A 13,963-nucleotide genomic window follows, 5' to 3' on the forward strand; every position below is an offset into this window, starting at 1 on the left:
CGTGACGCTTGCCGCAACGGCGCCTGAAACGCGCGCCGACAGGACACGCGAAGGGCGGCCGGCGGCCGCCCGGGGGAGGGGACATGAGCCTGTACCACACGCTCGCCGCGCGGGCGGCGGCCGGCCATCCGGTGCGGATCGGGGTGATCGGGGCCGGCAAGTTCGGCTCGATGTTCCTGTCGCAGGCGCCGCGCACGCCGGGCCTGCACGTCGTCGGCATCGCCGATCTCGATCCCCAGCGGGCGCGCGCTGCCCTCGCCCGGGTCGGCTGGCCGGTGGAGCGCTATGACGCCAGGAGCATGGCCGAGGCGATGCGCAACGGCACGACCTTCCTCACCGACGATGCGGAAGGGTTGATCGGTGCGGACGGGATCGAGGTGATCGTCGAGGCCACGGGGCATCCGGGCGCCGGCATCCGGCACGCGCTCGCCTGCTGCCGGCACAAGCGCCACATCGTGATGGTCAATGTCGAGGCCGACGCGCTGGCCGGCCCCCTCATCGCCCGCAAGGCGGCGGAGGCCGGGATCGTCTATTCCTTCGCCTATGGCGACCAGCCGGCGCTCATCGCCGAACTCGTCGACTGGGCCCGCACGGCGGGGTTCCGGGTGGTCTGCGCCGGCAAGGGCACCAAGTACCTGCCGGTCTACCACGCCTCGACCCCCGACACGGTCTGGGGCCATTACGGCTTCACCGAGGAGCAGGTCGCGGGCGGCGACTTCAACCGGCAGATGTTCAACTCCTTCCTCGACGGCACCAAATCGGCGCTGGAGATGGCCGCTGTCGCCAATGCCTGCGACCTGACGCCCCCGCCCGCCGGCCTCGCCTTCCCGGCTTGCGGCGTCGACGACCTGCCGACCCTGCTGAAACCGCAATCGGCCGGCGGCATCCTGCCGGTGGACGGCACGGTCGAGGTGGTGTCGTCGCTCGAGCGCGACGGCCGCCCGGTGTTTCGCGATCTGCGCTGGGGCGTCTACGCCACCTTCGAGGCGCCCTCCGACTACGTCCGCAAGTGCTTTGCGGAGTACGGCCTGAAGACCGATCCGAGCGGCAACTACAGCGCGATGTACAAGCCCTATCACCTGATCGGGCTCGAACTCGGGATCTCGGTCGCCAGCATCGCGGTCCGCGGCGAGGCGACCGGCACGACCCGGGGCTTCTCCGGCGACGTGGTGGCGACCGCCAAGCGCGACCTGAAGGCCGGCGAGCGCCTGGACGGGGAGGGCGGCTACACGGTCTATGGCCGGCTGATGCCGGCGCGCGATTCGCTCGCGGCCGGCGGCCTGCCGATCGGGCTGGCGCACGGCCTCACCCTCACCCGCCCGGTCGCCGCCGGCAAGCCGGTGAGCTGGGACGACGTGGCGTTCTCGGCCGACGACCCGGCGATCCGGTTCCGGCGCGAGATGGAAGAGGTTTTTCGCGGGGAGGCGGGCGGGGCCTGACCCGGGAGCATTCTCCGACAGAGTGGATGCCGGTTCGTCGTAGACAATTTGGCGCAAGGCCCGAGTTCGTTGGGCTTTTCCCATCTGCAACCTCATCCTGAGGTGTCAGCCGATTTTCAATCGGCTGACACCTCAGGATGAGGTCGTGGGCGGGAAGGGGCGGCGACTCTCTGGGCAGCTTCTGCCGCGTACCGTGTGCGATGCGATCGTGACGCTCTCTCGCGTCATTCCTCCTGGGAATGGTTCCGTTCCCGAACGGTCTTGGACATGGGCACGTCCCGCCTCCAGGGTCGGCGAAGCGACGACAGGCGGGAGGACGGCCGGGGCTCAACCCCGGCCCGGCGCTACGCCGGGAGCGCACGGCTCCCGCGTGAAAAGGCCTGCGCAACGTCCGGAGGAGCGACCATGACCGCCACCATTGATCGCGGCGAGACCCGAGCCGAAGCACCCCCCGCCGCCGCGGACGAGGCGGCGCGCCGGCGCGGCGTCGTCGCAGCGGTGATCGGCAACACCCTCGAATTCTACGACTTCACCACCTACGCCTTCTTCGCCGTCACGATCGGCCGGACCTTCTTCCCGGCCGGCGATCCCTGGGTCAGCTTGCTCGCCTCGGTCGCCACCTTCGGCATCGGCTTCGTCACCCGGCCGATCGGCGGCGTGGTCATCGGCGCCTATGCCGACCGGGCCGGGCGCAAGCCGGCGATGATGCTGACCATCGCCCTGATGGCGATCGGCATGCTGATGCTGGCCCTGACACCCGGCTACGCCACGATCGGCATGGCCGCGCCGATCCTGGTGGTGATCGGGCGGCTGATCCAGGGCTTCGCGCTCGGCGGCGAGGTCGGTCCCTCGACGGCCTACCTCATCGAGAGCGCGCCGCCGGGCAGGCGCGGCCTCTATGCCAGCTGGCAGATCGCCAGCCAGGGCCTCGCGACGCTCAGCGCCGGCACGATCGGCGTGGTCCTGTCGCTGGGCCTGAGCCCCGACCAGATGCAGGCCTGGGGCTGGCGGATCCCGTTCCTGCTCGGCCTGCTCATCATCCCGGTCGGGATCTACATCCGCCGCGCGATGCCCGAGACCGCCGGCGAGAGCACCGGCCACGCCGAGGCCACCACCGGCGCCGTGCTCGCCCGGCTGCTGCGGGACCATGGCCGCACCCTGGCGCTGGTCGTGCCGATCCTGCTCTGCGGCACGGTCTCGACCTATGTCGGCAACTACATGACCACCTACGCGATCACGACCCTGAAGCTGCCGGCGGGCCTCTCGATCGCCGCGACGGCGGTGGTCGGCGCCTGCATCCTGGTGTTCTCCGTGCTGGCCGGCCGGCTCGCCGACATTTACGGCCGACGCCTGGTGATGATCGTGCCGCGGGTGCTGCTGCTGCTCTCTGCCTATCCGGCCTTCCTGCTGATGACGCAGGCACCCGGCCCGGCGACGCTGCTCGGCATGTCGGCGCTGCTGGCGACCCTCAGCGCCATGAGCGCCGCGGCGAGCCTGGTGGTGATCCCCGAACTCCTGCCGCGCAGCGTGCGCAGCGCCGGCCTCTCGGTGGCCTACGCCTTCGTCGTCACGGTGTTCGGCGGCACGACGCAGCTGGTGGTGACCTGGCTCATCGGCGTCACCGGTGATCCGCTCGCGCCGGCCTGGTACGTCATCGCGACGAGCGTGGTGGGCGTCGCCGCGATGCTCGCCACGCCCGAGACGAAGGCGATGGCGCTCGCCGCGTAGGCGGGGGGGCGGCCCGGGGCCGCATCCGGCCGCTCGCGGCCATTCGGCATGTCACGCTCGGGTGTTGGAAAACAGGTGTTTTCCGACATCCAGGATTACCGGTAGGGCGACCGAGTCGCGTGATCTGAAAGGCTGGATGAGGCAGGGCTCGAACCCCGCCGGCCCGAAGGCCTGGCGGGGCGTGTCGTGCCCACACGACGAGGAGCTGATACGCGACGCCGCTCGCGGGCAGAATGGCTGGGCGTGGTTACCATCCTCCAAAGAAGCTCACCGGATGGTCTCTCGCTATTGGGTTGACCATGACAGGCATGCCAGGGGGCTGCTTTCGACCCTGAGCGGTCGTCATAACGGAACAGTTCGATCTTATCGCGACTTCTGTTTTCTCCAGAAATAGAAGCCGAACAGGATCGCAGCGTAGAGCGTCCAAAGCGCTAAGCACGCTTGCCTCCACCACAGACTGTCCTTACCAAGTCGCGACATTACGAAGAGCAGCACGCTCACGACGAGGGTTAGCGCGAAGCCGAAGTCAATATCGTGCCGGTGCCAGAACCGTGCGAGCCACGCACGAGTTGGCGACCGACTGGCCTTGACCTTCTTCACTCCGTCGCGGCACATCATCGCCTCCTCACTGCTGGAAAGGTCGGACTTTTGTCGGGAGTGCCCGCTCATCGAAATAGCATAAGCCAGTACTTCCGTTTCCCACCCCATGCGGTCATTTGGCAGGTCCAAGCCTGTGTGCGGAAAACATGTGCTTGACGGCGGTGTGCCGGCCAGCTGGCCACCTGACCGATCTCCGCTGTGGAAGGCGCACGACAAACCCTGTCGGATTGATGCCGTAGACGGAAACCGGGATTGGAAGGTTTTCCGCACAGGCCGGTCGGGGCCATGCGGGCGTCGACCACCGGTCTCCGCCCTCTGAAGCCGCTCACACGGTCGCGCCAACCATGGTTCGCCCTACACCTCGAACTCCCGATCCACCGGCACCTGCATCCCGGTGACGAGCGCGTTGGTGGTGTTCGCCATCCCGATCACCGCCAGCAACTCCCCGTACTGCGCCTCGGTCATGCCCTTGGCGCGCGCGGCGGCGGTGTGGGAGTGGATGCAGTAGCTGCACCCGTTGGCGGTCGAGACCGCGATGTAGATCAGCTCCTTGGTCAGCGGGTCGAGGGCGCCGTCGGCGGCCATCACCTGCTTCAGATCGGCCCAGGTGCGCTCCAGCAAAGCCGGCTGGTTGGCGAGCGCGCGCCAGAAATTGTTGATGAAGTCCGAGCGGCGCAAAGCCCGGATGTCGTCGAACACCGCCTTGACGCGGGGATGGCCTTCCGCCTCCGCGTCGCTCCACAATCTCACGGTCGCCATGCCGGTTCTCCCGAGGAAACCGGCATGGTCGGCCAGGGCGCTCCTTCCGTCGAGGGGGTCAGCGCCGGGAAGCGGCGTCGAACCCGTCCGGCACCCGGCCGGACGGGGTGGCGAGGGCGTAGGGCCCGCGGGCGAGGAACCGGCCGGAGCCCGGCGCGGCCAGAACCTGGCCCTCGCGCACCGCGATCTCGCCGCGCCGGATCGTCATCGTCGGCAGGCCCTTGAGGCGCATCCCCTCCCAGGGGGTGTAGTCGATGGCGTGGTGCAGGTCCGAGTTCGTCAGGACCCGCTCGGCATCCGGGTTCCACAGCACCAGGTCGGCATCGGCGCCCGGCGCCAGGGTGCCTTTCCGCCCGGCGAGGCCGAACAGGCGGGCGGCGTTGGTCGAGGTCAGGCGCACGAAGGTCGGCAGGTCGATGCGCCCGGCCGAGACGCCCTCGGAGAACAGCACCGGCAGCCGGGTCTCGATCCCCGGCACGCCGTTCGGGATCGCGTTGAAGGCCGGCATCCCGTCGGGCCGCGCCTTGGCCCCGCCCTGGCCGTAGCCGCTGCTGCCGGGATCGCGCTTGGCGGTGGAAAAGGAGAAGCCGCAATGGTCGGAGGAGACGACGTCGAGCGTGCCCTCGCGGATGCGGGCCCAGATCCGTTCCGCTTCGCCGGGCGCCCGGAGGGCCGGCGAGCACACCACCTTGGCGCCCTCGAAATTCGGCTTCGCCAGGTCGTCGGTCGAGAGGGTCAGGTATTGCGGGCAGGTCTCGCCCCAGACCTTGATGCCCCGCGCCCGCGCCCGGGCGATCTCCTCCGCCGCCTCGTCGCAGGAGACGTGGAAGACCTGGATCGGCTGGTCGACGAGTTCGGCAAGCGCGATGGCCCGGTGCGTCGCCTCGCGCTCGACCACCGGCGGGCGGGCCCAGGCGTGCTGGAGCGGGTCGGTGAGGCCGGCCTCCAGCAGCGCGCGGATGCGCCAGCCGATGGCGTCGTAATTCTCGCAATGCACCGTCACGAAGGCGCCGAGGCGGCGAGCGGTCGCCAGCACCTCCAGGAACTGCCCGTCGGTGAGCCGCAACGGATCGTAGGTGAGGAAGACCTTGAGGCTGCGGATGCCGCGGGCGACCAGCGCCGGCACCTCGCGCTCCAGCACGTCGGGCGTCGGGTCGGTGATGATCTGGTGGAAGCTGTAATCGGCGCGCGAGGCCCGGGCGCTGGCCTCGTAGCCCTCGGCGGTCGCGGCGATCGGGTGCCCCTTCCATTGCGGCACGAAGCAGATGAACGAGGTGGTGCCGCCGGCGAGCGCCGCGGCCGAGCCGCTGGCAAAGCTCTCCTCCTGCACGCCGCCGCCCTCGGCGGGCTCTTCGATATGGCAATGCGGATCGAGGCCGCCGGGCGTGACGATCATCCCCGTGGCGTCGATCTCCTCGCGCCCGCGCCGCAAGGACCGGCCCACGGCGGCGATCACCCCGTCGCGGATGCCGAGATCGGCTTCGAACACCTCCGCCGGGCCGGCGAGCGTTCCGCCGCGCACCACCAGGTCGTAATCGAAATCGTGGCTCGTCATCGCGGTTCCTCCCTGGAGGCGGGTGTAGGAAGTGCCTTGAAACACTGTCAATTCCGGTCCTGGCCGGATGCCGGCGCGGTGGGCAGCCGGCCTCTTATTTGAGCGCCGGCCCGCGGGCCGTGCCCGCCCGGGCGGCAGGTGACGCAAGCAGCCGGTTCCGCCGGACGGCCGGTTTGACAACCCGTCCGGGCCGGCGGACAACATTCGCACCGCAGAGGTTCCGGCCGCACCGAGCCAACGGGGATTCCGTCGGCACGGGGCGCGCATAAAGGCGCCCGCGGCCCCGACGTGGAGGAACCCCCATGACGATTCGGTTGGATGCGCCGAGCCGGCGCGGCCTGATGCTCGGCGCGGCGGCCGCCGCGGTGACGGCCGGTCTGCCGGGTGCGGCGAGCGCCAAGGCGCCGATGCTGCACAGCCAGAGCCCCTACTTCTACCGCTTCACCCTCGGCGATGCCGAGGCCACCATGGTCTCCGACGGCACCCTGCCGCTCGGCGACCCCCATTCCAACTTCCTCGGCCTCACCCCGGCCGAGATGGACGCGCAGCTCAACAACAACTTCCTGCCGCTGTCGAACGCGGTGCTGGAGCAGAACATCCTGATCCTCAACACCGGCAGCAAGCTGGTGCTGTTCGATACCGGCATGGGCTCGCTCAAGCTGTTCGGGCCGACCACCGGCAAGCTGCTTACCACGATGCGCCAGGCCGGCATCGACCCGAAGGACATCGACGCCGTGGTGATGAGCCACGCCCATGTCGACCATTGCGGCGGCTGCGTCGGCGACGACGGCACGCCGCATTTCCCCAACGCCCAGTACTACATCTCGCAGGCCGATTTCGACTACTGGACCGATCCGGCCAAGGTGCCGGCCTCGTTCAGCGCCTTCCTCGACACGGCGCGCAAGAACCTGCTGCCGATCCGCGACCGCCTCGTCTTCGTCAAGGACGGCCAGGAATTCCTGCCCGGCATCCAGGCGATCGCGGCGCCCGGCCACAGCATCGGCCACACGATGTTCATGATCACCTCGGGCAAGGACAGCCTCTGCTACCTCGGCGACCTGACGCACCACCCGGTGCTGCTGATGGAGAAGCCGCTGACCGAGTTCGCCTACGACACCGACCCGAAGCAATCGGCCCAGACCCGGCTCAGGATGCTGACCATGCTCGCCAAGAACCGGATCCCGGTGCTCGCCTACCACTTCGCCTGGCCGGGCATCGGCCACGTCGCGGAGAACGGGCAGGGCGGGTTCCGGTACTATCCGCAGGCGATGAAGATGGAGCTGTAGGGGCAGAGGTCGACTATCTTCGACCTCTCCGCCGCACTGCGTCATCCCGGGGCTCGTCGAAGCCGAAAACCCGGGATCCATAACCACTGACGATGCTTGAAAAGGCGGACAGCGTTCCGTCTCATCTTGGAGCCTCGGCGGTTATGGATCCCGGGTTCCGCTGCGCGGCCCCGGGATGACGCTCAGGAGGCATCCGGAACGCCTCACCCCGCCTTCGGCCGCGGCCCATACGACTTGAACCGCTCCATCGCCTCCGCCACCTCGGCCTCGCTCAGGATGTGCGGCCGGCCGACCTGGAGCGCCACGGCGTATTGCCGGCACAGGGTCTCGAGCTCGACCGCCAGCCACAGGGCCTTCGCCAGGCTCGGCCCGGTGGCGATCATGCCGTGGTTGGCGAGCAGGCAGCAGGTGCGATCCTCCAGCGCCTCCAGGGCCCGCTGCGACAATGCCTCGGTGCCGAACAGGGCGTAGCCGCCGCAGCGCACGGTCGGCCCGCCGGCGGCGGCGATCATGTAATGGGCCGCCGGGATGTCCTTGCGGCACATCGCGAAGGCGGTGCAGTAGGTCGGGTGGGCGTGGACGATGGCCGAGACGTCGGGGCGGGCCCGCAGGATGTCGCGGTGGAAGCGCCACTCGGAGGAGGGCGCGAGGGCATGCTCGGCCCGGCCGTCCATGGTCATCGGCACGATGTCGTCGGGCGTCATCTCCTCGTAGGGCAGCCCCGAGGGGGTGATGAGCAGGCCGTCGCCGAACCGCGCCGAGACATTGCCGGCGGTGCCCTGGTTCAGGCCCTGCTCGGCCATGCTGCGGCAGGTCGCGACGATGCCGGCCCGCAAGCTCGCTTCGGTCTCAGCCATTCCCCGTCTCCTGCGGCTCCCTCCTGTCAGCCATAGAGTCTTGCCGGCGCCCGAGCCAGAGGCCGTTGACGAGCCAGGCGAGCGACAGCGGCACCGCCAGGACCGAGAGCGCGGTGGCGCTCAGGCCGAGCCAGGCCACGAGGGTATAGGACCAGGCGCCGACCTGGTCGCCGAGGCGGTAGACCACCGTGTCGATGAAGGCCTTGGCCTTGTAGCGGTCCTCCCGCGGCAGCACGGTGAACAGCACCTCGCGCACCGGCCGGGCGATGGCGAAGTTGCCGGCCCGGCGCAAGACCCCGAACACCACCACGCTGGCGATGGTGGGCGCCACCGCGAGCAGCCCGAAGCCGAGCGCGCTGACCAGCGGCAGGATCGCCAGGGTGAGCCCGACGCCGAGCCGCTTCACGATCCGCCCGGTGAGGAAGAGCTGGATGCCGAGCGTCAGCACGTTCACCGCGAGATCGACGCTGGCGAAGAACGCCGTCTGCGATCCACGATCCGGGAAGCTGCGTTTCGCGATGCCGGCCTGCTCGAAGTAGAGGAAGGTCGAGGTGATCGAGAACAGCAGCAGGAACAGGCAGATGCCGAGCAGGTAGGGCGAGCCGAGCACCCGGCTGATGCCGGCGAACGGGCTGCCGCCGATGGCCTGCGCCGCCTCTCCCGGCTCGCGCGACAGGGCGTCGGAGATCCGCGACAGACCCCGCATGCTGATGACCGCGACTTCGAGGAGCGCGGCCGCCGCGAGCAGCAGGAAGGGGATGGGCACGTCGCGTGCCAGCACCGCGGTGACGGCCGAGCCGGTGATGGCGCCGAGCGTGGCGCCCGCCGCGATGAAGCCGAACAGCCTTTTGCCCTGCTCGGTATCGAACACGTCGACGATCGTCGCCCAGAAGATCGAGACCACGAACAGATTGAAGATCGACAGCCAGACGAAGAACACCCGGCCGATCCACACCGCCTCCTCGGGCCCGCTGCGATACAGGACCACCGCGAAGACCAGGATGTTGGCGGCGAAGAAGCGGTAGGTGATCGGGATGAAGCGGGAGCGCGGCAGCTTGCGCACCAGCCAGCCGAACGGCACGTTGAGCACCAGCATGCCCACCAGCGTGGCGGTGAACAGCCAGGGCAGGTTCTCGAGCCCGCCGGCCAGCCCCATCTGGTCGCGGATCGGCCGCATCACGTAGTAGGACGAGAGCAGGGCGAAGATGTAGAGCCAGGCCCAGCCCAGAGCCGGCACCTCCTCCGGCCGCACGTCGGTGAGGCGCCGGAGCCAGCCCGGCACCTTCAGGCCTGCCTGAGCCGCCTGCGCGGCGTCCACGGTCATTCGGTGACCCCGAAGGCCTTGCGCGCCTCGGGCCCGGTCGCGTCCCGCTGGAAGCCGGGGCTGCCCATCTGGAATTTCCTTGCCGCGTCGAGGCCGCCGACCACCACCGGCTCGAAGCCGGCATCGCGCACCAGGGTCGCGGCGACGCTGAGCGCCTGCTTGTTGTCGCCTGCGATCGGCACCGCCATCGGGGCGCCGGAGCGATGGGCGTTCTGGGCGAAGAGCCGGTAATTCGCGGCGTTGAAGGCCCGCACCAGCCGGGCGCCGGGGAGGTACTTGGCCGAGGTGGCGCCGATGCCGGCGCTCTCGGCCTCCGCCGCCAGCTCGCCGTCGCGGGCCTGGGTGGCGTTGCCGGCATCGAGCACGACCTTGCCCTTCAGGGCCGCGCCGTAGGTTTTTCCAAGGTCCGGATAGGCCTTGTAGGGCACCGCGATCAGCACCGCGTCGCCGAAGGCGAGGGCCTGCTCGACCGTGCCGGCCTTCGCCAGCGGCCCGAGCTTTTCCACCAGCGGCTTCAGGTCCTCCGGGTGGCGCGAGGCGAACATCACCGGGTGGCCGGCCTTGACCCACAGGCCCCCGATCGTCCCGCCGATATTGCCGCCGCCGATCACCGCGATCGGACTCTTGGATTCTTGCGCGAAGGCGGGAGCGGCGGCGAGCGCCAGGGCCATCACCCCGGCGAGCAGCAGCGTGCGGCGATCACAGGCCATCGATGAACTCCTCCATCTTGCGGCGGGTCGCGGCGTCGGGCAGGCGCCCGCGCGCGGCGCCGAGATTGTCCTCGACGTAGCGCACCTGCGCGGTGCCGGGGACCGGGCAGGTCACCGCCTCGTGCGACAGGACGTATTTGAGAAAGAATTGCGGCCAGCTCTGGCAGTCGAACTCGGCGGCCCATGGCGGCAGGTCGCGGCCGCGCACCAGGGTGAACAGCCGCTCGCGTCCGAACGGCACGTTGACCATCACGGCGATGCCGCGCTCACGCGCCAGGGGCAGGATGCGCTCGGCGGCTTTTCTGGCATCGACCGCGTAGTTCACCTGGATCACGTCGAGCGTGTCGGCCTTCATCAGGGCTTCGAGGTCGGCGTATTGCGCCTCGGCCCAGGTCGTGGCGCCGAGATAGCGGATGCGCCGCGATGCCTTGAGTTCGCGCAGCAGCGGCAGCTGCGCCTGCGGGTCGATCAGGTTGTGGACCGCGATCAGGTCGATCCGGTCGGTGCCCAGCCGCCGGAACGACTGCTCGATCTGCGCCTGACCCGCCTCGCGGCCCTTGGCCGCCACCTTGCTGCACAGGAAGACCTTGTCGCGAAGTCCCGTCTCCTTGAGGATCCGGCCCAGCACCTCCTCGGCCCGGCCGTAATCCGGCGCGGTGTCGATCACGGTGCCGCCCAAGGCCACGAACTTCGCCACGGTCTCGCGCAACGGCGCCATCGCATCCGAATCCGGCGCCACGTCGTAGCGCCGCGAGGTGCCGATGCCGATCGCCGGCACCGTCTCGCCGGTGGAGGGGATCGGGCGGCGGATCGGGCCGTCGCCTTGCGCGAAGGCGCGGCCAGAGACCAGGCCGGCCAGGGAGCAGGCGAAGGAGCCGGCCAGTACGGCGCGGCGGTGGAGCGTCATGCAAAGGTCCCTTCGGCTCGTCGATCGCCGGCGGGAGAGTAGGGCGCGGCGGGAGGCCTGCCCACGGCGCGCCCGCACACAAGCGCTTGAGGGAAAGCGGCCGGGAATGACTCTCGGCGCAGGCTCGATCCGCGAGGACGTCGCGGAGTTCCTCTTTCTCCCAGTCACGACCTCATCCTGAGGTGCGACCGTAGGGAGCCTCGAAGGAGGGCTCCATTGATCTCGGCGATTTCTGGAGCTCTCCTTCGAGGCTCCGCGATCTGCGATCGCTCCACACCTCGGGACGAGGTCGCGGGTGGGATGCAATCTGCCGATAAATCGGAGCGATCCTCACCCCAGCCGCGCCGGCAACCTCGAAAACCCCCGGAACCGCACCCTTTGCGAGCGCTCCGGCACCCCGTCGAGGTGGTAATCCGGGAAGCGCGCCAGAAAGCGCGACAGCGCGATCCGGCCTTCCAGCCGGGCCACCGCCATGCCGACGCATTGGTGGATGCCGCTCGCGAAGGCGAGGTGGCGGTTGGGGTCGCGGGCGACGTCGAAGATGTCGGGGTCGGGAAACTGCGCCGGGTCGCGGTTGGCGGCGCCGATGCCGAGCGTGATCTGGGTGCCGGCCGGGAAGTCTCGGCCCTCGATCGCGAAATCCGTCGTCGCCACGCGGTTGCCGAGCTGGTTCGAGCTCTCGAAGCGCAGGATCTCTTCCACGGCCTTGCGCATCAGGTCCGGCTCGGCGAGGAGCCGCGCCCGCGCGTCCGGATGCTCGGTCAGCAGGTGCAGACCGTTGCCGATCAGGTTGGTGGTGGTCTCGTGCCCGGCATTGAGGATGAAGATGCAGTTCTGCAGCAACTCCTCCGGCGAGAGCCGTTCGCCGCCGACCTCGCCCTGGATCAGCCGGGTGAGGATGTCCTTGTCCGGATCGCCCGGATTCCGGCGCCTTTCTTCGACGAGGCCGCCGAGATAGGCCAGGAACGCGGTCACCGCCCGGTTGCCGGCCGCCTCCACCTCCGGCGACAGGACGGGTTCGAGGGCGCCGAGGATCGCCAGCGACCAGTCCCGCAGCGGTCCGCGCTCGTCCCGCGGCACGCCGAGCAGGTTGCCGATCACCTCGACGGGGATCGCGGCGGCGAAATCCTCGATCAGGTCGATCCGGCCCCGCGCCTCCGCCGCGTCGAGGAGGGTGTCCACCAGCGCGACGATGCCGGCCTCCATCGCGGCGACCGCCCGCGGCGTCAGGGCGCCGGCGATGATGCGCCGGACCCGGGTGTGGCGCGGCGGATCGTTGAAGACGAGGCTCGTGGTGTGGTGCCGGTAGAGCGGACAAGCTCCCGTCTCCGACGCCCGGAACTCTGCGCTGTTGAACTTGGCTCCGAACTCGACGGTCTTGTCCGAGCTGAAGGTCGCGGCGTCCTTGTAGACCCGCTCCAGGTCGGCATAGCGCGTGAGCAGGATCTGCCCGTTGCCGAAGGCATGGACCGGGGCGTGCGCGCGGAGCGCCGCGTAGAACGGGTAGGGGTTCGCGATGAACCCCTCCGGCAGGCGCCGCAGGTCGAAGCCTTCGGCGAGGGCTGCATCAGCCATCGCTTTACCCGCGCTCCTTCGGGGCGCAGGCCGGGTTCATCGGCAGGAACGCCTCGCCTTGCGGGATGGTGCGCAGCACCTCGTAGAGATCCCAGGGGCCCTTGGAGGCGGCGGGCTCCTTCGCCCGGTAGAGCACGGGGTCGTAGAGCAGGCGCCCGTCGGCCCGCAAGGTGGCGGGATGGTCGAAGAACGCCACCGGCAGGGCCCGCATGGCGGCGTTCGCCGCCACCGCCTCGTCGGTGCCGGCCTTGTCGACCGCCTTCAGGTAATGGGTGACCGCTGCGTAGATCAGCGCCTGGTTCTTCGTCGGCATCGCGCCGGTGCGCTCGAAGAAGCGCTTGGCGAAGGCGCGGGCGGCGTCGTTCTGGTCCCAGTAGAACGCCGAGGAGAAGGTCAGGCCATGCGCCACCGGCAGGCCGAGGCCCTTGATGTCGGTGACGTAGACGAGAAAGCCCGTCAGCGTCTGGCGGCCCCCGGTCAGCCCGAACTCGTCGGCCTGCTTGACCGCCTTGGTGAAGTCGTCGCCGACGCTGGCAAACGCCACCACGTCCGCGCCCGAGCTCTGGGCCTGGAGCAGGAAGGACGAATAGTCGGCGGTGTTGATCGGGTGGCGCGAGGTGCCCACCACCTTGCCGCCGAGCGACTCGACGACGGTGGTCGCCTCCTTCTGCAGCGCGTGGCCGAAGGCGTGGTCGACGGTGATGAAGTACCAGGACTTGCCGCCGCGCTCGAACACGGCGCGGGCCGTGCCGGCGGTCAGCGCGTGGGTATCGTCGGTCCAGTGCGAGCTGACGGGGGAGCAGGTCTTGGCGGTGAGGTCGGAGGTCGCCGCCGCGGTGATCATCACCGTGCGGTTCTTCTCCTTGGCCACCGCCTGGACGGCGAGCGCGATCGCCGTCACCGGCAGGTCGACGACGGCATCGACCTTGTCGACGTCGTACCAGCGCCGGGCGATTGCAGAGGCCACGTCCGGCTTGTTCTGGTGGTCGGCCGAGACGATCTCGACCGGCTTGCCCCGGACGCTGCCGCCGAAATCCTTGGCCGCCATCTCGGCCGCTGCCACCGAGCCGCGCCCGCCGCTATCGGCGTAGGGGCCCGAGAGATCGGTGAGCACGCCGATCCGCACCACGTCGTCGGAGATCTGCGCCGCTGCCGGGCCCGCGAGAACCGCGAGCGTCAGGACGGCCCCGCACAGGCGGGTGGCGAAACGGGTCATCGGTCGG

The 13,963-nt window shown here is 69.7% G+C and carries 11 protein-coding genes; 3 read left to right on the forward strand and 8 right to left on the reverse strand.

Annotation, left to right across the window (positions count from 1 at the left end):
• The first annotated feature begins 83 nt into the window (after nt 1-83).
• A complete protein-coding gene (locus HBB12_RS12580; protein WP_236989654.1) occupies nt 84-1,439 on the forward strand; it encodes an NAD(P)H-dependent oxidoreductase in 1,356 nt (451 codons plus the stop codon).
• Between the two features lie 405 nt (nt 1,440-1,844).
• Nucleotides 1,845-3,167, forward strand: a complete 1,323-nt coding sequence (locus tag HBB12_RS12585; protein ID WP_236989655.1) for an MFS transporter — start codon at nt 1,845-1,847, stop codon at nt 3,165-3,167.
• Nucleotides 3,168-4,121: 954 nt separating this feature from the next.
• Here the strand turns inward: HBB12_RS12585 and HBB12_RS12590 are convergent.
• Together HBB12_RS12590 and hydA are read right to left on the reverse strand one after the other, a co-directional pair.
• A complete protein-coding gene (locus tag HBB12_RS12590; protein WP_236989656.1) occupies nt 4,122-4,526 on the reverse strand; it encodes a carboxymuconolactone decarboxylase family protein in 405 nt (134 codons plus the stop codon).
• 58 nt (nt 4,527-4,584) lie between these two features.
• Nucleotides 4,585-6,081: a dihydropyrimidinase gene (gene hydA / locus HBB12_RS12595; RefSeq protein WP_236989657.1), complete on the reverse strand. Its 1,497-nt coding sequence runs from the start codon at nt 6,079-6,081 to the stop codon at nt 4,585-4,587.
• A gap of 302 nt (nt 6,082-6,383) precedes the next feature.
• On the opposite strand from hydA, the gene HBB12_RS12600 reads away from it, so the two are divergent.
• Nucleotides 6,384-7,367: an MBL fold metallo-hydrolase gene (locus HBB12_RS12600; RefSeq protein ID WP_442919256.1), complete on the forward strand. Its 984-nt coding sequence runs from the start codon at nt 6,384-6,386 to the stop codon at nt 7,365-7,367.
• A gap of 203 nt (nt 7,368-7,570) precedes the next feature.
• On the opposite strand, the gene HBB12_RS12605 is transcribed toward HBB12_RS12600, so the two are convergent.
• From HBB12_RS12605 to HBB12_RS12630, 6 genes are all read right to left on the reverse strand, one after another.
• Nucleotides 7,571-8,224 carry a class II aldolase/adducin family protein gene (locus HBB12_RS12605; RefSeq protein ID WP_236989658.1) on the reverse strand — a complete coding sequence of 218 codons (654 nt, stop codon included), beginning with the start codon at nt 8,222-8,224 and terminating at the stop codon, nt 7,571-7,573.
• On the reverse strand, nt 8,217-9,548 hold the full coding sequence (locus HBB12_RS12610; protein WP_236989659.1) for an NTP/NDP exchange transporter: 1,332 nt from the start codon (nt 9,546-9,548) through the stop codon (nt 8,217-8,219). Before HBB12_RS12610 ends, HBB12_RS12605 begins: the two co-directional genes overlap by 8 nt.
• A complete protein-coding gene (locus HBB12_RS12615; protein WP_236989660.1) occupies nt 9,545-10,258 on the reverse strand; it encodes an NADPH-dependent F420 reductase in 714 nt (237 codons plus the stop codon). Before HBB12_RS12615 ends, HBB12_RS12610 begins: the two co-directional genes overlap by 4 nt.
• Nucleotides 10,248-11,165 (reverse strand): aldo/keto reductase, encoded by a 918-nt coding sequence (locus HBB12_RS12620; protein WP_236989661.1) that lies wholly within the window; start codon nt 11,163-11,165, stop codon nt 10,248-10,250. The genes HBB12_RS12615 and HBB12_RS12620 overlap by 11 nt, the downstream gene beginning before the upstream one ends.
• Before the next feature lie 330 nt (nt 11,166-11,495).
• Nucleotides 11,496-12,740, reverse strand: a complete 1,245-nt coding sequence (locus tag HBB12_RS12625; protein WP_236989662.1) for a cytochrome P450 — start codon at nt 12,738-12,740, stop codon at nt 11,496-11,498.
• A gap of 4 nt (nt 12,741-12,744) precedes the next feature.
• Nucleotides 12,745-13,956 (reverse strand): ABC transporter substrate-binding protein, encoded by a 1,212-nt coding sequence (locus tag HBB12_RS12630; protein WP_236989663.1) that lies wholly within the window; start codon nt 13,954-13,956, stop codon nt 12,745-12,747.
• Nucleotides 13,957-13,963: the final 7 nt, after the last annotated feature.

Origin of the sequence: Methylobacterium sp. SyP6R, assembly GCF_019216885.1 — a bacterium.
Taxonomy (GTDB): domain Bacteria; phylum Pseudomonadota; class Alphaproteobacteria; order Rhizobiales; family Beijerinckiaceae; genus Methylobacterium.

Excerpts from the sequence above, each read along its gene's own strand:
- HBB12_RS12605 (WP_236989658.1), bottom strand. The coding sequence starts at position 8,224 with ATGGCTGAGACCGAAGCGAGCTTGCGGGCCGGCATCGTCGCGACCTGC.
- HBB12_RS12610 (WP_236989659.1), bottom strand. The coding sequence starts at position 9,548 with ATGACCGTGGACGCCGCGCAGGCGGCTCAGGCAGGCCTGAAGGTGCCG.
- HBB12_RS12600 (WP_442919256.1), top strand. The coding sequence starts at position 6,384 with ATGACGATTCGGTTGGATGCGCCGAGCCGGCGCGGCCTGATGCTCGGC.
- HBB12_RS12580 (WP_236989654.1), top strand. The coding sequence starts at position 84 with ATGAGCCTGTACCACACGCTCGCCGCGCGGGCGGCGGCCGGCCATCCG.
- HBB12_RS12615 (WP_236989660.1), bottom strand. The coding sequence starts at position 10,258 with ATGGCCTGTGATCGCCGCACGCTGCTGCTCGCCGGGGTGATGGCCCTG.
- HBB12_RS12620 (WP_236989661.1), bottom strand. The coding sequence starts at position 11,165 with ATGACGCTCCACCGCCGCGCCGTACTGGCCGGCTCCTTCGCCTGCTCC.
- HBB12_RS12585 (WP_236989655.1), top strand. The coding sequence starts at position 1,845 with ATGACCGCCACCATTGATCGCGGCGAGACCCGAGCCGAAGCACCCCCC.
- HBB12_RS12630 (WP_236989663.1), bottom strand. The coding sequence starts at position 13,956 with ATGACCCGTTTCGCCACCCGCCTGTGCGGGGCCGTCCTGACGCTCGCG.
- hydA (WP_236989657.1), bottom strand. The coding sequence starts at position 6,081 with ATGACGAGCCACGATTTCGATTACGACCTGGTGGTGCGCGGCGGAACG.
- HBB12_RS12590 (WP_236989656.1), bottom strand. The coding sequence starts at position 4,526 with ATGGCGACCGTGAGATTGTGGAGCGACGCGGAGGCGGAAGGCCATCCC.
- HBB12_RS12625 (WP_236989662.1), bottom strand. The coding sequence starts at position 12,740 with ATGGCTGATGCAGCCCTCGCCGAAGGCTTCGACCTGCGGCGCCTGCCG.